The organism is Modestobacter sp. SYSU DS0290 (genome assembly GCF_054050955.1).
On record NZ_JBJHAI010000004.1, the window covers coordinates 165721 to 187840 of the forward strand.

At 75.3% G+C, this 22120-nt stretch carries 18 protein-coding genes, 1 tRNA gene and 1 other RNA gene; 5 read left to right on the forward strand and 15 right to left on the reverse strand.

The genetic code is table 11. The features are described from left to right. The first annotated feature begins 282 nt into the window (after positions 1–282). Positions 283–660: a tyrosine-type recombinase/integrase gene (locus ACI795_RS06290; RefSeq protein WP_457074449.1), complete on the forward strand. Its 378-nt coding sequence runs from the start codon at positions 283–285 to the stop codon at positions 658–660. 46 nt (positions 661–706) lie between these two features. On the opposite strand, the gene rnpB is transcribed toward ACI795_RS06290, so the two are convergent. From rnpB to ACI795_RS06305, 3 genes are all read right to left on the reverse strand, one after another. Next, an RNA gene (gene rnpB / locus ACI795_RS06295) (RNase P RNA component class A) lies at positions 707–1107 on the reverse strand. Positions 1108–1136: 29 nt separating this feature from the next. Next, on the reverse strand, positions 1137–1856 hold the full coding sequence (locus ACI795_RS06300) for a PIG-L deacetylase family protein (protein WP_457074451.1): 720 nt from the start codon (positions 1854–1856) through the stop codon (positions 1137–1139). 19 nt (positions 1857–1875) lie between these two features. Further along, complete coding sequence (locus tag ACI795_RS06305; RefSeq protein ID WP_457074452.1) at positions 1876–3396, reverse strand: MFS transporter; 1521 nt, start codon at positions 3394–3396, stop codon at positions 1876–1878. Positions 3397–3494: 98 nt separating this feature from the next. Here ACI795_RS06305 and ACI795_RS06310 point away from each other — a divergent pair, with 98 nt between their 5' ends. Further along, positions 3495–4493, forward strand: a complete 999-nt coding sequence (locus tag ACI795_RS06310; protein ID WP_457074455.1) for an Lrp/AsnC family transcriptional regulator — start codon at positions 3495–3497, stop codon at positions 4491–4493. A gap of 2 nt (positions 4494–4495) precedes the next feature. Here ACI795_RS06310 and ACI795_RS06315 read toward each other — a convergent pair whose 3' ends face one another. Continuing rightward, positions 4496–4855 (reverse strand): DoxX family protein, encoded by a 360-nt coding sequence (locus ACI795_RS06315; RefSeq protein ID WP_457074456.1) that lies wholly within the window; start codon positions 4853–4855, stop codon positions 4496–4498. A 24-nt stretch (positions 4856–4879) separates the two neighbouring features. Between ACI795_RS06315 and ACI795_RS06320 the strand changes: the two genes are divergently transcribed. Then, positions 4880–5638 carry a sulfite exporter TauE/SafE family protein gene (locus ACI795_RS06320; RefSeq protein ID WP_457074458.1) on the forward strand — a complete coding sequence of 253 codons (759 nt, stop codon included), beginning with the start codon at positions 4880–4882 and terminating at the stop codon, positions 5636–5638. A 67-nt stretch (positions 5639–5705) separates the two neighbouring features. On the opposite strand, the gene nadA is transcribed toward ACI795_RS06320, so the two are convergent. The 6 genes from nadA to ACI795_RS06350 form a co-directional block, all read right to left on the reverse strand. Then, positions 5706–6728 carry a quinolinate synthase NadA gene (gene nadA / locus ACI795_RS06325; RefSeq protein ID WP_457074459.1) on the reverse strand — a complete coding sequence of 341 codons (1023 nt, stop codon included), beginning with the start codon at positions 6726–6728 and terminating at the stop codon, positions 5706–5708. A gap of 90 nt (positions 6729–6818) precedes the next feature. Beyond that, positions 6819–7910, reverse strand: coding sequence for a bifunctional RNase H/acid phosphatase (locus ACI795_RS06330; RefSeq protein WP_457074460.1), 1092 nt, complete (start codon positions 7908–7910; stop codon positions 6819–6821). Next, positions 7907–8647: a zinc ribbon domain-containing protein gene (locus ACI795_RS06335; RefSeq protein ID WP_457074462.1), complete on the reverse strand. Its 741-nt coding sequence runs from the start codon at positions 8645–8647 to the stop codon at positions 7907–7909. Before ACI795_RS06335 ends, ACI795_RS06330 begins: the two co-directional genes overlap by 4 nt. Positions 8648–8697: 50 nt before the next feature. Then, positions 8698–9897, reverse strand: coding sequence for a Nif3-like dinuclear metal center hexameric protein (locus tag ACI795_RS06340; protein WP_457074464.1), 1200 nt, complete (start codon positions 9895–9897; stop codon positions 8698–8700). Between the two features lie 86 nt (positions 9898–9983). Then, complete coding sequence (locus ACI795_RS06345) at positions 9984–11105, reverse strand: L-dopachrome tautomerase-related protein (RefSeq protein WP_457074465.1); 1122 nt, start codon at positions 11103–11105, stop codon at positions 9984–9986. A 36-nt stretch (positions 11106–11141) separates the two neighbouring features. Continuing rightward, positions 11142–11639, reverse strand: coding sequence for a GNAT family N-acetyltransferase (locus ACI795_RS06350; RefSeq protein ID WP_457074466.1), 498 nt, complete (start codon positions 11637–11639; stop codon positions 11142–11144). 188 nt (positions 11640–11827) lie between these two features. On the opposite strand from ACI795_RS06350, the gene ACI795_RS06355 reads away from it, so the two are divergent. Then, a complete protein-coding gene (locus tag ACI795_RS06355) occupies positions 11828–12268 on the forward strand; it encodes a hypothetical protein (RefSeq protein ID WP_457074468.1) in 441 nt (146 codons plus the stop codon). 6 nt (positions 12269–12274) lie between these two features. On the opposite strand, the gene ACI795_RS06360 is transcribed toward ACI795_RS06355, so the two are convergent. After that, positions 12275–16021, reverse strand: a complete 3747-nt coding sequence (locus ACI795_RS06360) for an ABC transporter ATP-binding protein (protein ID WP_457074469.1) — start codon at positions 16019–16021, stop codon at positions 12275–12277. An 82-nt stretch (positions 16022–16103) separates the two neighbouring features. Here ACI795_RS06360 and ACI795_RS06365 point away from each other — a divergent pair, with 82 nt between their 5' ends. Beyond that, positions 16104–18062 carry an FUSC family protein gene (locus ACI795_RS06365; RefSeq protein WP_457074470.1) on the forward strand — a complete coding sequence of 653 codons (1959 nt, stop codon included), beginning with the start codon at positions 16104–16106 and terminating at the stop codon, positions 18060–18062. Between the two features lie 21 nt (positions 18063–18083). Here the strand turns inward: ACI795_RS06365 and ACI795_RS06370 are convergent, their stop codons facing one another. From ACI795_RS06370 to ACI795_RS06385, 4 genes are all read right to left on the reverse strand, one after another. After that, positions 18084–20768 carry an EAL domain-containing protein gene (locus tag ACI795_RS06370; protein WP_457074471.1) on the reverse strand — a complete coding sequence of 895 codons (2685 nt, stop codon included), beginning with the start codon at positions 20766–20768 and terminating at the stop codon, positions 18084–18086. Between the two features lie 80 nt (positions 20769–20848). Next, positions 20849–20920 (reverse strand) — tRNA-Val (locus ACI795_RS06375). Positions 20921–20957: 37 nt separating this feature from the next. Beyond that, a complete protein-coding gene (locus ACI795_RS06380; protein WP_457074473.1) occupies positions 20958–21419 on the reverse strand; it encodes a peroxiredoxin in 462 nt (153 codons plus the stop codon). Between the two features lie 120 nt (positions 21420–21539). Then, the gene (locus ACI795_RS06385) at positions 21540–21968 is read right to left on the reverse strand and encodes a DUF3052 domain-containing protein (RefSeq protein ID WP_457074474.1); all 429 of its coding nucleotides are present in this window, start codon (positions 21966–21968) and stop codon (positions 21540–21542) included. Positions 21969–22120 lie beyond the last annotated feature (152 nt).

Consider the following 22120-nt stretch of genomic DNA (forward strand, 5'->3'; position numbering starts at 1 on the left):
GAACAGGAGTCCCACCGCAGCCACCCACCTCCGTCCGCAGCCTACGGCGCATGCCTGTCGCCGAGCTGCGCTCGACATGCTGACTGCCCCTGGACGACTGAGACAGGCGGGGGCGGGTTTTGCCTCGCTCCGCGCAGTGTCTCGCCCATACATGTCTCGTGACGCCCGACGACACCATCCGCGCTCTCACCGAGGACGTCCGCGCCTTCAGCGCCGCTCGTGACTGGCAGCAGTTCCATCAGCCGCGCAACCTGATTCTTGCGCTAACTCCCCCAGCTGGTCGTGGACGCCCTGGCGGCCCACCTGGCGGCCTTCCCTGCCGGTGCGGACGGCTTCGTGTTCACCACGGAGGCGGGCAAGCCGATCCGCCGGACGGCGTTCTCGGCCCAGGTGTGGCGGCCGGCAGCACGGGCCGCGGCGCTTCTACCGGCGGAGACCTTCCACGGGCTTCGACACCACTACGCGTCCCTGCTGATCCGACACGGGGAGTCGGTGAAGACGGTCCAGGCCCGGCTGGGGCATGCCTCGGCCTCCGAGACGCTGGACACCTACTCGCACCTTTGGCCGGACTCCGAGGAGCGCACCCGCGAGGCTGTCGACGAGGCGTGGCGTGGCGCTGCTGTGCCCCCGGTGTGCCCCCAGAATCAGACCGCTCGGTAACGCTGCGGAGTGCATGCAGGCCGGCGCCCCGCCGGAGCGGGGGCGACGGACGAGTCGACCTGTACGCCGGGTTCTGTCCCCGGGGGCCTCGCGGCACCCCGTTGGGCGGCCATCCATCTGGGCCTGCCGTTGCCGGCAGGCTCGAGCGGTCCACCCGCAGGCTCGGGCGGGCAGCCCTCGAACGCCTGCGCAGGACGGCGGCGAGCCGCCGTCCCTTTTCGACCTTGCTCCGGGTGGGGTTTACCGAGCCACACCGGTCACCCGGTGTGCGGTGGTCTCTTACACCGCCGTTTCACCCTTACCAGTGCGAGCACTGGCGGTCTGTTCTCTGTGGCACTGTCCCGCGGGTCACCCCGGGTCGCTGTTAACGACCACCCTGCCCTGTGGAGCCCGGACGTTCCTCGGCGGCGGGGTCTCCCCCACCGACGCGACCGCCCAGCCGACTCGTCCGTCGTGCCGGGCAGCTTACCCGCCGGTCAGCCCCAGTAGAGCCGGAAGCCCACCCGGCGGTCCCCGTCCTCGGTGAGCGTCGACATGTCGACCTGCCGGCGGGCCTGCTCCTCGACCGGGTCGTCGGAGAGCGCCTCCAGGTAGCGGCGGTGCTCGACCAGCGAGGCGACGGCGGGCTCGACGCCGGCGGTGACGTCGACGACGTGCGGTGGTGGGTACCCGACCGCGTGCACCGCCACGTACTGCACGCCCGACCACGGCGTCTCGGTGAGATCAGGGAAGATCCACTCGTTGCCGGCGTCGGCGACCGCGTCGAGCACCGACCGGGTCAGCGCCCGGTGATCGGCGGAGTTCAGCGCGCCGGGGGTCACCTCCGGTGGGGTCCAGGTGTCCCCGCCGTGCATGGTCACCACCAGGTCCGGCCGGTGCCGGCGGATCGCCGCGGCGAGGTCCCGCCGCAGCTGCAGGTCGGCCACCAGCACGCCGTCGGCGTGGTCGAGGAACTCCACCTGGGAGACCCCGACGACCGCCGCGGACCGCCGCTCCTCCTCCTCGCGCAGCGGCCCGGCCTCCGCGGGCGCGAGACCGGCGATGCCCGCCTCGCCGCGGGTGGCCAGCAGGTAGCGGACCTCCTTGCCGGCGGCGGTCCACACCGCCACGGCCGTGGCCGGGCCGTACTCGATGTCGTCGGGGTGGGCGGCGACGACGAGGGCACGCTGCCAGTCGTCGGGGAAGGGGGCGGCCATGCGGTGAGTCTGCCCGCGCTCAGTGCTGGGCGGCGGGTTCGGGACGCCCGGCCGGCCGGGGCCCGGCGCTCGGCGCGGCCGCCCGGACCAGCAGCAGCACCAGCACGCCGCCGATCAGCCCGGCCGCACCGCAGGCGAGGAAGACGTCCCGCAGGCCGGAGGCGTACGCCGTCCCCAGCAGGTCGGCCAGCTCCGCCCGGGCCCCCGCCGGCGCGCCGCCGACCAGTTCGCCGGCCTGCCCGGCGCTGAGCGCCGACGCGGTGCCGGCCGGGTCGGGGACGCCGGCCTCCCGCAGCTGCGCGGTCGCGCGGGCGGCGAAGACGCTGCCGAGCAGCGCGACGCCGAGCGCGAACCCCAGCTGACGCGAGGTGTTGACCGCGCCGGAGGCCATCCCGCTGCGCTCCCGCGGGACCGCGGCCAGCGCGGCCGAGGCCAGTGTCGGGTTGGCCATGCCGACGCCGGCACCGAGCACGGCCAGCCCGGCGACCAGCACCCGCCACGTCGAGTCGCCGTCGACCAGCGCCATCAGCAGCGATCCGGCCCCGATGAGCAGCAGGCCACCGCCGAGGACCCAGCGCGGGGGCTTCGTCTGCAGGTACCGGCCGGCCCCCGCCGCCACCCCGAAGCTGAGCGCCGAGAGCGGGATGAACACGCACCCGGCCTGCAGCGGCGACAACCCGCCGATCGACTGCAGCCACAGCGAGGTGAACACGAGCGCGGCGAAGGCCGCACCGTTGAGCACCATCGCGCCGATCATGATGCCGGTGAACGACCGGGACCGGAACAGCCGGACGTCGAGCATCGGGGCCGGGCGGCGCAGCTCCAGCAGCACCCAGGCGGCCACCACCACCAGGCCGGCGACGATCGGCCCCCACGAGGCCGGCTCGCCCCAGCCGTCGGCCGCCGCCCGGACCAGGCCGAAGACGACGCCGGCGGCCCCGAGGGTGAACAGCGCGATGCCGGGGACGTCCGGGCGGGGCGCGCCCGGCTGGCGGGCCTCCTGCACGGCGGTGAGGGTCAGCCACACGGCGAGCACGCAGACCGGCAGGTTGACGTAGAAGATCCACCGCCACGACAGCTCGGTCAGCGCACCGCCGAGGATCGGGCCGAGCGCCGCGGAGGCGCCGACCACCGCGCCCCAGATGCCGAACGCGGTGCCCCGGTCGCGCCCCTCGTAGCTGGTGTTGATCAGGGCGATGGTGGTGGCGAACATGATCGCGCCGCCGATGCCCTGCACGCCGCGGGCGACGAGCAGCAGACCGGCGTCCGGCGCCAGCCCGCAGGCCAGCGAGGCGACCGCGAAGACCACCAGCCCGATCAGGTAGAGCCGCCGGCGGCCGAAGACGTCCGCGAGGGAGCCGGCACCCAGCACCAGCGCGGCCAGCGCCAGGGCGTAGACGTCGACGACCCACTGCAGCTGGCTGAACGAGGTGTCCAGGTCGGTCGCCATCGCGGGGAGCGCGACGTTCACGATGGTGACGTCGACCAGGAGCATGAAGGTGCCGGTGCAGATCGCCACCAGCGGGAGCCACTTGCGCATGGCACAACTGTGCGGGCAGGCCACCCGATCCCGTGCGCCGATCCCGTTCGGGCGACGGAATCCTCCACTCGTCGCCGCGTCGGTGCAGGATGCTCACTGTGTTCGACGCCACGGATCGCCAGATCATCCACGCCGTGCAGGTCGACGGGCGGGCTCCGTTCAGCCGGCTCGCCGCCGTCCTCGGCGTCTCGGAGCAGACCGTCGCCCGGCGCTGGCGGCGGCTGCGCGCGGAGGGCGTCGTGCGGGTGCTCGGGTTGCGCACCCCCGACGGCGTCGAGCCGCACTGGCACGTCCGGGTGCGGGTGCAGCCGGCGGCCGCCGGGGCCGTCGCCGACGCGCTCGCCCGTCGTCCCGACGTGTCCTGGGTGAACATCACCTCCGGCGGTGCGGAGATCGCCTTCGCCACCCGCCCGACCACCGACTCGCAGCGCGACGCCCTGCTGCTGGACCGCCTGCCGCGCACCGTGCAGGTGATCGACCTCAGCGCGTTCTCCGTGCTGCACGACTACGTCTCCGGCCCCTTCGAGTGGACCGACCTCGCCGACCCGCTCACCACCGACCAGATCGCCGCCCTCACCCCCGAGCCAGCCGCGGCCGGCGGGCGCCCGGTGCGGGTCGAGCCGGAGGACCAGCCGCTGCTGGCCGCCCTCGCGGTCGACGGCCGGCTGCCGTGGGCCGAGCTGGCCGCGGTGACCGGCTGGTCGGAGAGCCGGGTGGCCCGCCGGGTGGAGGCGCTGCGCGCGGCCGGCGTCCTCTACTTCGACCTGGAGGTGGCCAACGCCCTGCTCGGCCACCCGGTGAACGCGCTGCTGTGGCTGCAGGTCGCGCCGGGTGACCTGGCCCGGGTCGGCGAGGCGCTGGCCCGCGCACCGGAGACCGCCTACACCGCGGTGCTCACCGGACCGGCCAACCTGCTGGTGGCCGTGGTCGCCCGGGACAACGCCCACCTCTACCGGTTCATCACCACGCAGGTCGGGTCCCTGCCGGTGCAGTCGATGGAGACCTCACCGGTGCTGCGCCGGGTGAAGCAGGCGGGCAGCCGGATGGACGGCGCACGGCTGACCGAGCCCGACCTGGTGCCCACCCGGGGCCGCTGAGGTCAGCCGCCCCGCGCCACCCGCAGCGCCGCCTGCAGCATCGGCACCTGGAACGGGATCCGGGCCGCCGCCACCGCCAGCTTCGCCGGCTGGTGGCGGAACGCGCGCAGCGTCTGGGCGTGGGCCGGCAGCACACCGACGAGCAGCGCGACCGCCGCCCAGCCCCCGGCCCGCCGCGTCGCGGGGACCGCCAGCAGCGCCGCGGTGGCCAGCTCGGCCACCCCGCTGCCCAGCACCCACGGCCGGGCCGGGCCCAGCTCCGGCGGGATCATCCAGTCGTAGACCTGCGGCCGGACCAGGTGGAGGACCCCCGTGCCGGTCATCCCGGCCGCCATCGCCAGCGCGCGTGTCTGCTCCCGCATGGGGCGACAGTAGGCTCGCCGCTCGTGTCCGCCGTCGACCTGCTCATCGCCGCCGGGGTCGCACTCCTCGCCGGTGGCGTCAACTCCATCGCCGGCGGCGGGTCGCTGATCCTCTTCCCCGTCCTGGTCGCGCTCGGCCTCGGGACGGTCGCGGCCAACGTCACCAACTCCATCGCCCAGTGGCCCGGCTACATCGGCGGAGTGCTGGGCTTCCGCCGTGAGTACGTCGGCCAGCGCCGCCGGCTGATCGCGTTCGCCGTGGTCGCGGTGCTCGGCGGCACGGTCGGCTCGATCCTGCTGCTGACGCTGCCCTCGGAGGCCTTCGACACGATCGTGCCGGTGCTCGTGCTGCTGGCCAGCCTGCTGCTGCTGGCCCAGCCGCTGATCACCCGCCGGGTACGCCGCGCCGCCGACGAGACCCGCACCGGCGACCCGGTGTGGCTCTACGTGGCGCTGTTCCTGGCGACCGTCTACGGCGGCTACTTCGGCGGGGCGCTCGGCGTGATCCTGGTCGGCGTGCTGGGCCTGGGGCTGGGCCGGCTCAAGCTGGCCAACGCGATGAAGAGCGCGATCGCCATGGTCACCGCCACGGTGACCGTCGTCGTCTTCGGGCTGTTCGGCCCGGTCTCCTGGGCCTACGTCGCCGTCTGCGCCCCGGCCAGCCTGCTCGGCGGGTTCCTGGGCGCCAAGATCGCCACCCGGATCCCGACCACCCCGCTGCGGGTGCTCATCGTGGTCTTCGGTGTGACCGTGTCGATCTACCTGTTCCTGCGGGGATCGTGACGTGCTGGAACGGCGTCACTGCAGAGGCGCGCGCTGAGCTCGCGAAGCGTGGGGGGCAGTAGGTCCTTCACTCGCCGCCGCGGCCGGGCTCGCCGATGGCGATCATCGCCTCGACCGCGCGGCGGGCACGGGCGGCGACGTCGGGGTCGACGTCGACCGCACCCTCGCCGGTGCGCAGGGTGGCCAGCAGCTTGGCCGGGGTGATCATCTTCATGTAGCGGCAGGCGGCCCGGTCGTTCATCGGGATGAACTGGGTGCCGCTGTTCACCGCCCGCAGCTGGTGCAGGATGCCGAGCTCGGTGGCGACCAGCACCTGCGGCGCCCGGGTGGCCACCGCTGCGTCGACCATCCCACCGGTGGACAGCACCCGCGTCCGGTCGGCCGGGAGGTCGCCGTGGCTGACCAGGTCGAGCACGGAGGTGGTGCACCCGCACTCGGGGTGCACCAGCACCTCGGCGTCGGGGTGGGCGGCGATCTGCGCGCGGACGTCGCTGGGGCTGATGCCGGCGTGCACGTGGCACTCCCCCGCCCAGATCCGGATGTTCTCCCGGCCGGTGACCCGCTTGACGTGCGCGCCGAGGAACTGGTCGGGGCAGAACAGCACCTCGGTCTCGGCCGGGATCGACCGGACGACGTCGGCGGCGTTGGAGCTGGTGCAGCAGATGTCGGTCTCGGCCTTCACCGCCGCGGTCGTGTTCACGTAGCTGACGACGACGGCGCCCGGGTGCTCGGCCTTCCACTCGCGCAGCTGCGCGGCGGTGATCGAGTCGGCCAGGGAGCAGCCGGCCGCGTGGTCGGGCAGCAGCACGGTCTTCTCCGGCGAGAGGATCTTCGCCGTCTCGGCCATGAAGTGCACGCCGCAGAACACGATCTCGCGGGCATCGGTCTCCGCCGCGACCCGGGACAGGTACAGGGAGTCGCCGGTGAAGTGGGCGACGTCCTGGATCTCGGGCACCTGGTAGTTGTGCGCCAGGACGACGGCGCCGCGCTCGTCGGCGAGCCGGCGGACCTCCGCGGCCCACGACTCGTACTCGGCGGGGCCCATGGTGCGCTCGCCGGAGGCGAGGGCGGGCGCGGTGCTGGCGGTCATGCGGAGTGCTCCCCGATCGGTGCTGTTCACCTGGCGGTCACAGTCTCCACGCCCGCACAACGACGCCGGTGCGCCGGTGGGGCGCGCGGTTCAGCCGAGGTGGCTGGTGTCGTTGACCAGCCGCACCGAGGTGCGGCCGTCCGAGCCCCAGGTGACCGTCGACAGCGAGGCCGCCTCCAGGAACACCCGGTGCACGATCTCGTCGCCCACGCCCAGCCCGGCGGCCAGCAGCAGCTTGATCGGGGTGACGTGGCTGACCAGCAGCACGGTCTTCCCGGCGTGCCGCTCCAGGATGCGGGCGCGGGCGCGGGCGACCCGGGCGGAGACGTCGGCGACCGACTCCCCACCGGGCGGACGGACGTCGGTGGCCCCGGACCAGCGCCGGAAGGCCAGCGGGCTCTTCTGCTGCGCCTCGTCGGCGGTCAACCCCTCCCAGGCGCCGAAGTCCAGCTCGCGCAGGTCGGTGTCGACCTCCACCGGGACGCCGAGCACCGCGGCGGCGGCCTCGGCGGTCTGCCGGGTGCGCTGCAGCGGTGAGGTGACGATGACGTCGATGCCCCGGCCGGCCAGGTGCCGGGCCGCCGCCTCGGCGTCTGCCCGCCCGAGCTGGGACAACGGCAGGTCGCTGCTGCCGCTGTAACGACGCTCCGGGGTGTGCTCGGTGCGCCCGTGCCGCAGCAGGTGGGTCACTGTCGTGACGACGGGTGCGGGCTCGGCCGGCTGCACCTCGTCCTCGACGACCACCGGCTCGGCCGCCAGGTCGCGGCGCACCGGCTTGCCGTCCATCGCGCTGTTGGCGAGGGCGTCCGCGGCGCCGTTCTGCGCGCGCGGCACCCACGTGTAGCGGACCGCGCCCAGCTGGCGGGCGATGTCCCGGGCCTGGACGGCGAGCTTCTGCATGTCCGGGTGCTTGATCTTCCAGCGGCCGGACATCTGCTCGACGACCAGCTTGGAGTCCATCCGGACCTCCACGCTCGCCGTCGGGTCGAGGTCGAGGGCCGCCTGCAGCCCGGCCACCAGGCCGCCGTACTCGGCCACGTTGTTGGTGGCCCGGCCGACCGACTCGGCCCGCTCGGCGAGCACCCGCCCGGTCTCCGCGTCGCGGACGAGCGCGCCGTAGCCGGCCGGCCCCGGGTTGCCCCGCGACCCGCCGTCGGCCTCGACGACGAGCCGCCTGCTCACAGGCCGGACTCGGCGGTGCGGACCAGCACGCGGCCGCAGTTCTCGCAGCGGATCACGGTGTGCGGGTCGGCCTTGCGGTACGAGGCGAGCTCGGCGCCGTAGAACTCGATCCGGCAGCCCTGGCAGCGACGCGCCTTGAGCTCGGCGGCGCCCGTGCTGCCGGTCTGCCCGGCGACCCGGTCGTAGAGCTTGAGCAGGTCGGCGGGGACGGTGGCGGCGATCTCGGCGCGCTTCGCGGTGTGCTGCTGCTCGCCCTCGGTGATCTCGGCCAGGGCGGCGTCCCGGCGTTCCTCGGCCTGTTGCTGCTCGGCCCGGGCCTGGGCCAGCGCGGCCTCGGCCGCGGCCAGGGCGCCGTCGGCGGCCTCACGGCGCTCCATCAGCTCGAGCACCTGGTCCTCCAGGTCGCCCTGGCGGCGCTGCAGCGACTCCAGCTCGTGCTGCAGCCCGGTGATCTCCTTGGGCGTGGCGGCACCGGAGTCGATCCGCTGCTGGTCCCGGTCGGCGCGCTGCCGGACGGTGTCGACGTCGCCCTCCAGCCGCTTCTGCTCCCGGTCGAGGTCACGGACCTCGGTCTCGGCGCGGACGGCGTCGTCGGACGCCGTCCGCTGCGCCTCCAGCGCCGCCTCGACGGCGGCGAGCTCGGGAAGGGTCCGCCGGCGGTGGGCCAGTTGCGCGAGGGCGACGTCCTCCGCGGCGAGGGCCAGCAGCTTCTGCTGGTCGAAGTGGTCAGCCTGCACGGCGCCAACCTACCCGCGCCACCCCTCCGGCCGGGACGGCGCGGGGGCGGTCACCGATCGGACGGGGCGCTGGGGACCCGCCAGGTCCACGGGTCGGTCCGCTGCTCGGAGACCGCGACCCGCACCCGGCCGCCCAGGTCGCGGTCCAGCAGCTCGCCGGCCACCGGCAGCCAGGGCCACTCCGAGGCGTAGTGCGCGACGTCGACCAGCGCGGGGCCGGGGACCTCCTGCGCCTCGGACACCGCGTGGTGCTTGAGGTCGCTGGTGAGGAAGACGTCGGCCCCGGCGGCGGTCGCCGCACCCAGCAGCGACCCACCGCTGCCGCCGCACACGGCGACGGTGCGGACCTCGCGGTCGGGGTCACCGGCGACCCGGACACCGCCCGGGGTGGCCGGCAGCGCGCGGGAGACGCGCTCGGCGAACGCGCGGAGGGTCGTCGGCTCGGGGAGGTCCCCGACCCGCCCGAGCCCGGCGCGGGACGGCGTCGCCGAGTTCTCGAACAAGGCGTAGCCCGGGTCCTCGTAGGGGTGCCACTCCTGCAGTGCCCGCAGCACGGCGGCGCGGCGGTGCCGGGGCACGACCATCTCCAGGCGCGCCTCGGCGACCCGCTCCAGCCGGCCCTCCGAGCCGATCGCCGGGTGGGCGTCGCCGCCCGGGATGAACGAGCCGGTCCCGGTCGTCTGCCAGACGCAGCGGGTGTAGTCGCCCATCACCCCGGCCCCGGCCTCGGACAGGGCGTCGGCGAGCCGGTCCGCACCGGCCACCGGCACGAAGGCGACCAGGGTGTCCGTCTGCGGCGCGCCCACCGGCTCCAGCGGGGCGGTGCCGGCCAGGCCGAGCGCGGCGGCCAGCGCGTCGTTGACGCCGTGGTCGGCGGCGCGGTCGGCGTTGGTGTGCGCGACGAACAGCCCGATGCCGGCGCGGATGAGCCGGTGCACCAGCCGGCCCTTGGGGTCGTCGGCCGGGACGCCGTGCACCGGCGTCAGCAGCAGGGGGTGGTGGGTCACGACGAGGTCGGCGCCGGTGGCGATCGCCTCGTCGACCACGGCCGCGGTCGGGTCGACGGCGAACAGCACCGACCGCACGGCCTCCTCGGGGTCGCCGCACACCAGGCCGACGGCGTCCCAGCCCTCGGCCAGCACCGGGTCGTACCGGGCCTCGAGGGCAGCGACCACCTCGGCCAGCGGCGCCCCGGGCAGCGGCAGCGCCCGGACCGTCGTCGTCCCGTCCTCACCCATCGGCAGCGCCACGAGTTCGGACTGTAGGTCAGCTCCCGCGGGGCGGCCTGTTGTGCGCGATGTATCGAGGGTGCGGCGGCCCCCGGAGGCGGTGGTGGTCATCGGCGGAGCAGGACGGGGCCGGCCCCGATCGGGGTGCGGAACAGGACGTAGGGGTACCGGCGCAGGTCGGTACCGCCGCTGTACCGGGACTGCCGGTGCAGCTGGTTGGCGGTGACGTAGAGGTGCCCGTCGGTGGCCACCGACATGGTGTCGGGCCACAGCAGCCGCGGGTCGTGCACGACGGTCTCCATCGCCCCGTCGGGACGGCGGCGCAGGATCGCGTTCTGCTCACCGGCGGTGGCGTACAGGTTGCCGGCGTCGTCGGTCTCCAGGCCGTCGCCGGCGCAGCCCTTGTCGCCCTCGTCGACGACGGTCGCGGCCACCGCGGCGTCGTCCTGCGCCCGGTCGACCAGCGCGTCGGTCGACACGCTGTACCAGTGCCGAGCGGCCAGCGGGCAGTACCAGAGCCGGGCGCCGTCGGCGGAGATGGCGATCCCGTCGGCGCCCATCGCCACCGGCTGGGGCTCGGCGTCGGGCTCGGGCTGCTCCAGGAACGGCCGGCCCTCGACCATGAGGAGCAGCTCGGGCGGGGTGACGGCCTTGGTCGAGGGGTGGTCGCGCAGCCGCCGCCAGGACTCCCCCGTCGCCAGGTCGACCACGATGATCGCGTTCTCACCCGAGTCGGCCGAGTCGGTGATGTAGGCGACGCCGGCCTCGCCGCGGCGCAGGTCGAAGCGGACGTCGTTGAGGTAGGTGGCCTCCAGCGCGACCTCGCGCGGGAAGACGATCGTCTGCACGACGGTGTCGGTGGCGAGGTCGACGCAGACGAGCTTCGGTCCGCCCACCTGGGTGGGCTGGAACAGCGGCGAGCCGGTGTCCAGCACCCAGAGCCGGTCCGCCGGGTCGACCACGATGCTCTGCACGCTGACGAAGGCCTCGCGGTCGTCGTCCCCGGCCGGGGAGTTCCACGCCTGGTCGGGGAAGGGCACGACCTGCCCGTCGCGGATCTCCGCGACGGTGGCCGGCACCTCGTCGCCCCACTTGGGGAAGTTCACGAACACCCGGCCGGTGTGCGACACGGAGACGCCGGTCGGCATGGGCCCGTCGGTGAACTCGTGCACCACCTCGAGCTCGCCCAGCGTGCGGTCGGTCTGCAGGTCCGCGGTGTTCGACGTCATGGACCTGTTGTGCCCCACCCACCGCCCGCTGCAACGTCAGGTGAGCAGCCGCACCATCGCCACCCGACGGCCGTGGCGGTCGAGGCCCAGCTGCTGCTCGCGTCGGCGCAGCCCGGCCAGCCCCGGGGTGAGCACGTCCAGGAGGCGCCAGCCGTGCCGGGCGTAGAACGGTGCGTTCCAGGGGACGTCGGCGTACGTGAGCAGCGTGACCCGGTCGGCGCCGGCCGCCCGGGCCTGCTCGACGGCCGCCGCCAGCAGCGCGGACCCGTGACCGCGGCGACCGTGCGCGGGGTGCACGGACAGCTGCTCCAGGTGGACGGCGCCGTCGAGCCGCTCCAGGACGGCGAACCCGACGACCGGGCGGCCCACCACCAGCACCCGCCAGGCCGCCGCGCGCTCCGCCGGGGTGGCCGGCGCGGGCAGGCCGGTGACGCCGAGCGGGACGAACAGCTCGTCAGCGGCCGCCTCGACGGCCGGCAGCTCCGGCAGGTCGGCCGGCTCGGCGATCCGCACCTCGTGGCGACCGGTCGACATGTCGGCACCCTGACATGTCGGGCCATCGACTTCCCGAGCGAGCGATGTGCGCCCGCTGCCCAGGATCACCCCGACCTGGGTGCCTGCCGCACAGTGCTGCGGGCCGGAGTGGTCCGGGCGGCCCCGAGCAGGTGAACGGTGTGCGGGCTCCCTGGTCAGGACGAGCCGCACCTGTCACCGTCCACGGCATGAGCACCGCGGTGCAGGAGACGGACACCACCACGCCCCGCCCGGCGCGCGGCCGGACGGTCGCCCTGCTCGCCGCTGGCACCGGACTGGCGCTCGCGCCCTGGCTGGCCGGCGTCCTGGTGCCGTACTACGTCAACGACCTGGACGCACTGCCGCTGGCCGAGCTGACCAGCGGTGCGCACGACCCGAAGGACCTCTGGCCGCGGGGAACGCTCGGCGGGCTCGTCCAGGCCGGCGGTTTGTTCTCCCTCCTGCTCACGCCGATGGGGCTGCTGCTCGTGCTGCTGGCCGGCGCGCTGCCCCGGCTCGGCTCCCGGGCACGCCGGGGCACCCCGGGAGTGACCGTCGGGCTGGTGCTCGTGACCCTGGCCTGCCTCGCCGGCCTGGCGGCCGTCTGGTCCCCGCTGGGCATGGCACTGATGACGTGGCGGCTGGACTGAACGGGCTCAGGTGAGCAGCGGCGCGGCGTCCTCGTCGGCGGTGAAGGCGGCCCACAGCGCCGCGTAGGGGCCGCCGGCGGCCAGCAGCTCGGCGTGCGGGCCGACCTCGACGATCCGCCCGCCGTCCAGCACCGCCACCCGGTCCGCGCGCGCCGCCGTCGTCAGCCGGTGCGCGACGACCAGCGTCGTCCGCCGGCGGGCGACGGCGTCGGCCGCCCGGGTGACCGCCGCCTCGGTGGCCAGGTCCAGCGACGCGGTCGCCTCGTCGAAGAGCAGCACGTCGGGGTCGACCAGCTCCGCGCGGGCCAGTGCGAGCAGCTGGCGCTGCCCGGCCGACAGCGACCGCCCGCGCTCCCCCACCCGGGTCCGGTAGCCCTGGGGCAGCGTGGCGACCATGTCGTGCGCGCCGACCGCGCGGGCGGCCGCCTCGACCTCCGCGTCACTGGCGTCGGGCCGCCCGTAGGCGATCGCGTCGCGCACGGTGCCGGCGAACAGGTAGGCCTCCTGGGGGACGACGCCCAGCCGCGCGCGGTACTGCAGCAGGTCCAGCGACCGCAGGTCCGCGCCGTCGACGCACACCGCGCCGGACGTCGGGTCGTAGAACCGGGCGACCAGCTTCACCACCGTCGACTTGCCCGCGCCGGTCTCCCCGACCAGCGCCACGGTCTCCCCCGGGGCCACGGTCAGCGAGACGTCGCGGAGCGCAGGGGCGGGCGCCCCGCGGTAGGCGAACGTGACGTCGACCAGCCGCACCTCACCGCGCAGCCGGCCGACCGGGCGCGGGTCGGCCGCCGCCGGGGTGGACGTCGGGGTGCGCAGCAGGTCGCGCAGCCGGCGCAGCCCCACCGAGGCCTGCTGGTAGCTGTCGAAGACCTGCGACAGCGACTGCACCGGGGAGAAGAAGGTGTTCACGTACAGCACGAAGGCGATCAGCACGCCGGGGGTGATGGAGCCCGCGGTCAGCCGGGCGGCGCCGACCGCGAGCACCGCGGCCGCGGCCACCTCGGAGAGGAACTCGACGAACGGGAAGTAGGTGGCGATGTAGCGCTGCGCCCGCAGCCGGACGTCGCGGTACTCCCGCGCCCGCTCCCGGAACACCGCCGTCGACCGCGCCTCGCGGGCGAACACCTGGGTGACCCGCAGGCCCGCGACGTCCTCCTGCAGCCGGGCGTTGACCGCGCTGACCCGCTCGCGGGCCTCCGTGTACGCCGGCACCGACCGCGAGCGGAACCAGACCGTGGCGACCACCAGCACCGGCAGCGACGCCACCAGCACCAGCGCGAGCTCGACGTCGAACCAGAACAGCGCGACGAGCACCCCGACCAGGGTGAGGGCGCTGATCACCGCGGTGGTGAGGCCGTTCTGCAGGAACGCCGACAGCGCGTCGACGTCGGTGGTCATCCGGGTCATGATCCGGCCGCCGAGCTCGCGCTCGTAGTAGTCCAGCCCCAGCCGCTGCAGCTGGGCGAAGGTCTTGACCCGCAGCGTGTAGAGCAGTCGCTCGCCGGTGCGGCCGGTCAGCCAGGCGGCGCCCCGGGCGGCGACGACGTCGGCCAGCACGACGGCCAGCGCGATCCCGGCGATGGCGAGCAGCAGCGGCAGCGACCCGGCGGTGATCCCGTCGTCGACGCCCTCGCGCACCAGCGCGGGAACGGCGAGCTGGGCGGCGGTGTCCATCGCGACCAGCCCCAGCGCGGCGGCGAGCACCCAGCGGAACGGGCGCAGCAGGCCGCGGAGGGTGAAGTCCGGCTCGGGCGCCCTGGCGCGGTCCGCGGGGACGTCGGGCTCGTCACTGGTCGGCGGCAGTCGCCGGACCAGCTCCCGCAGCGCGGGGGTCGGCGCCGCCGCGGCCATCGCCGAGCCCCGCCCGCCGATCGAGCCGGCGGCGGCGCGCGGCGGACCGTCGTGCTCGACGGCCGGGGGCGCCTCGGGCCAGGCCGCCGGGGTGGTGCCCGCCGGGTGCGCGGGTGCGAGCTCCGGCAGGTCCTCGACCGCGCCGGACAGCAGCGCGCGGAACCGCGCGGAGCGCTCCTCCAGCTCCGCCACCGTGCCGACGTCGACCACCCGGCCCGCGTCGAGCACCGCCACCCGGTCGGCCAGCGCCAGCGTGGAGCGGCGGTGCGCCACCAGCAACGTGGTCCGCCCCTGCACCGCCGTGCGCAGCGCCGCGTGGATCCGCGCCTCCACCGCCGCGTCGACCGCGGACGTGGCGTCGTCGAGCACCAGCACCCGGGGGTCGGGCAGCAGCGCCCGGGCCAGCGCGACCCGCTGCCGCTGCCCGCCGGAGAGGGTGAGCCCCTGCTCGCCGACGACGGTGTCGTAGCCCTGCGGCAGCGCCTCGATGAACCCGTCGGCCTGGGCGGCGCGGGCGGCGGCGCGGACGTCGTCGTCGGTGGCGTCCGGCCGGCCGAACGCGATGTTGGCCCGCACGGTGTCGGAGAAGAGGAAGCTGTCCTCGAACACCACGCCCAGCGCCGCCCGCAGCGCGGCGGTGTCCAGCTCCCGGACGTCCACCCCGCCGACGCGCACCGCGCCCGCGGAGACGTCGTAGAAGCGCGGCAGCAGGGTCACCACGCTGGACTTCCCCGAGCCCGAGCTGCCGACCAGGGCCAGGGTCTCCCCGGGCTCGATGCGCAGCGACACCCCGGCGAGCACCGGCCGGCCGGGGTCGTGGCCGAAGGTGACGTCGTCCAGCTCGACGGTCAGCGGCCCGTCGGGCAGCGGGGCGGAGCCGCTGACCAGCGTCGGGGAGGTGTCGATGACCTCCAGCACCCGCTCCACCCCGGCGCGCGCCTGCTGGCCGATGGTGAGCACCGCGGCCAGCTGCCGCACCGGGGAGACCAGCACCGCCAGGTAGGTGACGAAGGCCAGGAAGGTGCCCAGGCTGATCGAGCCGCGCAGCGCCAGCCACCCGCCCAGCGCCAGCACCCCGACCTGCCCGAGGGCCGGTACCGCCTGCAGCAGCGGGTTGTAGTGCGCGGTGAAGCGCACCACCCGCATCCGCGCGCCGAAGAGGGTGCGGGCCCCGCCGTCGACCCGGTCCAGCTCGCGGTCCTCCTGGCCGAAGCCCTTGACCACACGGACGCCGGACACCGCGGCCTCCACGTCGCCGGCCAGCACGCCGGCCTGCTGCTGCGCGGCCCAGTTGGCCGGGAACAGGTCCCGCCGCGAGCGCAGCGCCAGCCACCACAGCGCCGGCCCGACGGCGAGCGCCACCAGCGTCAGCAGCGGCGACAGCCAGGCCATCACCCCCAGCGAGACGACGAACAGCAGCGCGTTGCCGGTCAGGTTGGGCAGGAAGGCCAGCAGCCCCTGGACCAGGGTGATGTCGCTGATCGAGCGGCTCACCGCCTGCCCGGTCTGCAGCCGGTCCTGCCCCGGGCCGTCGAGCCGCGCCAGGGCGGAGTGCACGTCGTTGCGCAGGTCCATCTGCACGTCCAGCGAGAGCCGACCGGCGAGGTAGCGGCGGACGAACCCGGCGCCGAACCGGAACGCGCCGGCCAGCACGAGCGCGACGACGAACGGGGTGACGTCGACGCCGCCCGGGCCGTCGGCACCGGCGACCACCCGGTCGACGACCTCCCGGGTGAGCAGCGGCACCAGCGCGGCGATCACCGAGCCGGCCAGCGCGGCGGCGAAGGCGCCGAACAGGTCGCGGCGGTGGCGCAGGCAGTAGCCGGTCAGGCGGCGCAGCCAGCCACCGGAGGCCGCCCGGTCGTGCGCCGTGCCGCTCGGGGTGCCGGGTCTCGTCACGAGGGGGATCCGCGGCGTGGCACGGCGTCCAGTGTGCGACGCCCTGCCGCGGCACGCCGCCTCCGGGTGGCAGGGTTGGGCCGTGGTGGACAGGGGGTTGCGCGCGCCGGCGTGGCTCGAGGAGCTGGTGCGCACCAACCACCCCTCGGTCCCGTGGCGCGACGTCGTCCGGTTCGGGGTCGTGGTCCCCACCCCGCTCGCCGTCGCGCTGGCCGTGGGCGGGACGTCCGGGAGCGCGCTGGGCGCCGGCGTCTTCGGCACCATGGGCGCGCTCGCGGCCACCCTCGCCCCGCAGCAGGGGCCGCTGCGCATCCGGTTGCGCCGCGTCGCCGCCGCGTCGCTGCTCGGTGGGCTCGGCCTGGTGGTCGGGCAGGCCCTCACCGGCGGCGGCTGGGCGCCGGTGCTGCTGCTCGCCGTGGTGTCCGCGCTCGCGGCGCTGATCAGCGCGGTCAGCGCACCCCTGTCCCTCGGCGCCCTGCAACTGCTGGTCTACACCGCGATCTCCTCCGGCTTGACGACCCCGCTGCCGCCGGCCGCGGAGGTCGGCTGGTTCCTCGCCGGCGCCGCGCTGGGCACCCTCGCCGTCCTGCTGCAGGCCCGCACCGAGCCGGTCGACCCCGACCGGGCCGCGGTCGGCGCGGTCTTCACCCGGGTGGCCGAGCTGCTGGAGTCGGTCGGCACCGACCGGTCCGAGGCGGCCCGCCGGGCCCTGACCCTGGCGCTCAACACCGGCTACGACCGGGTGATCCACGCCCGCAGCCGCTCGGCGGGGCGCAGCGCCGAGCTCGGTGAGCTCGCCGGCGTGCTGAACTCGGCCGCGCCCCTGGTGGAGGCGGCGGTGGCCAGCGCCCGCACCGGCGTGACCGCCGACTCCCGGGACATCGGCGCCGCCCACGCACTGGCCACCGCGGTCAGCGAGCGCCGGCCACTGGCCGGGGAGCGGCCGCCCCCGGTGGAGGACGGGCCGCCCCAGCGGCGCGCCGTCCGGCACGGCATCCGGCTGGTGTGGAACGTGGTCGGCGACCCGGAGGAGCGGGCCTCGGCCGCGGTCCCCCGCCCGCAGGTCGACCGCCGGGCCCGGCTCCGCGACCTGGTCGACCGCACGGTCGGCGACGCCGACTCCCGCGCGTTCGTCGTCCGGCTCACGCTCTGCATGACCGTCGCCGAGATCGCCCGCCAGACGCTGCCGATCGAGCGCCCCTACTGGGTGCTGCTCACCGTGGCGATCGTGCTCAAGCCCGACTACGGCTCGGTGTTCACCCGGGCCGTGCACCGCGGTGCCGGCACGCTGCTGGGCGTCCTGATCGGCTCCGTGCTGCTCACCTTCCTCTCCCGGGACGCCTGGATCCTGCTCCCCCTGGCCCTGTCGGCGGCCGCGCTGCCCTGGGCGCGCAGCGGGAGCTTCGGCCTGTTCTCGGTGTTCCAGACCCCGCTGATCATCCTGCTGCTGGACCTGGCCACCCCGATGGGCGCCGGCCTGGTCGGCGCCCGGCTGGTCGACACCCTGATCGGGTGCGGGATCGTGCTGGTGTTCGGCTACCTGCTGTGGCCGCAGACCTGGCGGGCACCGCTGGACGACGCGCTGCGCGCCGCGATCCTGGCGCTGGAGCGGTTCGTCGACGCTGCGTTCACCGGCAGCCCGGAAGCGACCCGTCGTGCCCGGCGGGCCAGCTACCGGGCGCTGGCCGAGCTGCAGACCCAGCTGCAGCGGCGGCTGGCCGAACCACCGCCGGTCAGCACCCGGGCAGCCGCCTGGTGGCCGGTGATCGTGCAGCTGGAACGCACCTCCGACGCCGTCACCGAGGCGGTGATCGAGCTGCGCGCCGGGGAACCCGTCCCCGATCCCGCCCAGGTCGCGGTGCTGCGCAAGGCCGTCCGGGAGCTGGAGCAGGACCTGCGCGAGCACCGCCTGCCCGACGACGCCGAGGTGCACGCCGAGGGCGTGCTCGCGCTGGTGGCGCGGGAGGTCGACGCCGCCCGCCGGCTGGTCCGGGAGACGACCCCCGGCCGGTGGGCCGGGGTGCGCGGCACCGACGACTGAGCGCCGGCCGGCCCGTGCGGTTCAGCGCGGGGCGGGGATCGCCGCCCGGGCCAGCAGCCCCTCGGCCGCGGCGGCCGGCAGCGGGCGGTGCAGCAGGAAGCCCTGCGCGTGGTCGCAGGCCTCGGCCCGCAGCCGGTCCAGCTGCTCGGGCTCCTCGACGCCCTCGGCGACGACGGTCAGGCCGAAGGTGTGCGCCGCCCGGATCATCAGCGCGACCAGCTCGCCGGAGCCGGGGTCGGTCGAGGCGACGAAGCTGCGGTCGATCTTCAGGGTGTCCACCGGCATGTGCCGCAGCTGCCCGATCGAGGTGTAGCCGGTGCCGAAGTCGTCGATGGCGATCGCCGCGCCCATCTCCCGCAGCGCCACCAGGTGGTCGATCGCCACCGGGTCGTCGACCAGCACGGTCTCGGTCACCTCGAGCACCAGCAGGTGGGCCGGCAGACCCGAGGCGGCCAGGGCGTCGGCGACGTCGGTGACGACCTGCCGGTCGGCGAGGTGCCGGCCGGAGATGTTCACCGCCACCGTCGGCTCCGGGTGCCCCGGGAGGAGCGGCACGCTGCGGCGCCACTCGGCCAGCTGCCGGGTGGCCTCGTGCAGCACCCAGCGGTCCAGGTCGCAGATCAGCCGGGAACCCTCGGCGGCCGGGACGAACACGTCCGGAGCCACCATGCCGACCCCGGGCCGGTCCCAGCGGACCAGCGCCTCGAAGCCGGCGAGCTGCCCGGTCCGGGCGTCGACCACCGGCTGGTAGTGCAGCAGCATCTCCCCCGCGGCCAGCCCCGAGGCCACCGCCGCCTCCAGCTCGGCCCGCTCGGCGAGCTGCGCGCGCAGCGTCTCGTCGAAGACCTCGGCCCGGCCGCGGCCGTGCCGCTTGGCCCGGTAGGTCGCCGCGTCGGCTTCGGCGAAGAGCACGTCGGCGTCGGTGGTGGCGTCCCGGCTGACCGCGACGCCGATGCTGGCCCCGACCCGCAGCTCGTGGTCGGCGGTGACGATCGGCTGGCTGACCACCGCGATCAGCCGCTCGGCGAGCTCGAGCAGGTCGCGTTCGGTCTCCACCGGCTCGACCAGGACGACGAACTCGTCCCCGCCCAGCCGGCAGACGACGTCCCCCGAGCGCACGGCTGCCTCCAGCCGGCCCGCGACGGTGCGCAGGACCTCGTCGCCGCTGGCGTGGCCGTGGGTGTCGTTGACGGCCTTGAAGCCGTCGAGGTCGACGAAGAGCAGCCCGGTCATCGCACCGGAGCGGCGGGCACGGAACAGCGCCGACTCGGTCAGCTGCATCGCCTGGGCGCGGTTGGGCAGCTCGGTGAGCGGGTCGTGGGCGGCGCGGTGGGCCAGCGCGGACTGCAGCTCCTCGCGCTGGCGCACCGAGCTCACGATCTGGCGGACCGAGGCGTGCACGACCTCGCCCAGCGGCCCCGGGAGCGGCTCGGCGAGCAGCGCGTTGTCCAGGTCGCCCCGGGCCACGGCGCGGGCCTGCTCCTGCACCCGGCGCAGGCTGGCCACCGCGGAGGCCAGCGCGGCCGAGACGGTGCGGACCTCGCGCGGTCCGGCCACCTGCACCTGCACCAGCGACCCCTCGCTGACCTGCCCGGCCTGCCCGGCGAGGTCGCGCAGCGCCCGGGCCACCGCCCGGCCGACGAGCGCCACGGTGAGCAGGGAGGCCAGCAGCACGACCACGCCGGCGGCCAGCGTGCGGTTGCGCCGGTCGACCGCCTGGTCCCGGTCGGCTGCCGCCGAGGCGCGGGCGGCGTCCGCGGCGGTGTGCACCAGCCCGCTGAGCAGGCCGTCGCGGTCGCTGCTCTGGAACAGCAGCGAGACCATCCGGGCCACGTCGGGCGCCGCCGGCCGGCCGCCGTCGCCGGTGGGGCCGAGCAGCTGGTCCAGCGTCATCGACACGTCCGCGCCGCGCACCTCCCGCCAGGCGGCCTGCAGGGACGGCTGGGACAGGGCCTCCATCTGCTCCTGGGCGTCGTTGTAGGCCAGCCACCCGGTCTCCCAGGCCAGCTGCGAGCCGATCAGCGTGCCGCTGTCACCGAACACGGCCCCCAGGTAGAGCGGGGTCTGCCGGCTCGCGGTGGTGGCCAGCTGGGCCACCATCTGCACGTCCTGGATGGCCCGCTGGGTGCGGGCCGGCAGCCCCTCGGCGCTGGCCTCGGAGGCCACCGCGCGCTGGGTCTGCACCAGGTCGTTGGAGATGGCCAGGTAGCCGAGGTAGATGCCCTCGACGGTCACGGTGAAGGTGTCCGCCCGTTCGCGCAGCGTGGCCAGCTGGGCGCGCACCCGCACCGCCGCGTCGGCGCCGTAGGTGCCGCGCGCGGACTGGGTGAGGGCCTGATCGGTGGTCTCCCGGGCGGTCTGCAGCGTCTCCAGCGCCGTCGAGCGCTGCTGGGCCAGGAGGAAGACGGGCAGCCCCAGGGCAGAGGCGGTGCCGGGCCGGTCGATGACGGCCAGCGCCAGCGTCGGCAGGATCTCCTGCTCCACGCTGCTGCGTGCGGTGTCCAGGTGCGCGAGCGCCCCGACCGCCTCCTCGGCGCGGGCAGCGCTGGCCGCCTCGGCGATGCTCGCCCGGGTGAACGCCGTGGTGAGGGCGGCCGCACCGAGCAACGGCACCACGGTCAGCGCGGTCAGGTAGACCCACAGCGGGACACCGCGGCCGAGGCCCGGGCGGGGGCGGCGTCGCGTCGTCGTCCGTCTGTGCAGCACGACACTGCCATCGGCTGTGCCGTGCGTCGCATTGAGCCGGGCCACCCCGGGAGGGTGACGAACCGGTTCCAGAAGGCCGGTGGGCGCGGCAGGGATCGAACCTGCGACCGCTCGCTTGTAAGGCGAGAGCTCTCCCGCTGAGCTACGCGCCCGTGTGGCCAGCCTAGGTGCCCGGCCCGGCCACCGGGATCAGGCGGCGAGCCGGGCCACCGCGTCCTTCCAGCCCGACTGCGCCCGCGGGTCACCGGGCTGGTTGACCTCGGTGAAGGCGACCACGCCCTCGGCGTCGACCAGGAAGGTGCCACGCAGCGCCATCCCGGCCCGCTCGTTGAACACCCCGTAGGCCTGCGCGGTCGCCCCGTGCGGCCAGAAGTCCGACAGCAGCGGGAACTGCAGGCCCTCCTTCTCGCGGAAGGCCTTGAGGCTGAACACCGGGTCGGTGGAGATCGCCACGACCTGGACGCCGGCCGCGCTGTAGGTGGCGAGGTCGTCGCGCAGCTGGCAGAGCTCGCCGGTGCACGTGCCGGAGAACGCGAAGGGGTAGAAGACCACCAGCACCGGGGAGCCGCGCAGCCCGCTCAGCGAGACCGGCTGCTTGTCCTGGTCCGGCAGGCTGAACTCGGGCGCGACGTCACCGACGGAGAGGCTCACGCCCCCGATCCTGCCGCAGCGCCTGACGTGCTGGAACGGCCCCCTCGCAGGGCCCCGCCGTCGGCCCCGTCCAGAGGCTCGTCCCGAGCGTGCGAGGGATGAGGAGGACGGGGTCCTTCCTCAGCGGCGGGGCTGGCGGGCGGCCTTGGGCGTGACCAGGCGGATGCCCGACCAGTCCTTGGCCGCGGAGATGCTCGAGGTCTGCTGCAGCCCGGCCGTCGGGGCGGCCTCGGTGACGTCACCGGGCTCCACGTGGCCGGGACGCCCGGACTTGGGCACCAGCAGCCACACCACGCCGTCGTCGGCCAGCGCGGCGATCGAGTCGACGAGGGCGTCGATCAGGTCGCCGTCCTCCTCCCGCCACCACAGCAGGACGACGTCGGCCACCTCGTCGGAGTCCTCGTCGACCATCTCGCTGCCGGAGAGCTCCTCGACGGAGTCGCGCAGTTGGTCGTCGACGTCCTCGTCCCAGCCGAGCTCTTGCACGACCATGCCCGGCTTGATCCCCAGCCGGGCAGCCATGCTGGTGCTGCCCGAGTCGACGCTCATCCCTGCTCGTCCTCCATGTGTCCCAGTAGATCGGTTCCGGCGCTCCGGCGCACGGTCACACGCCCCGCGCGGTGCCGGTGGACCGACAGTCTGCTGGTTCGGGGGCCCCGAGCGATAGCCGACCGGCTCATCGGGTGCCCGCCGCCCCGTCC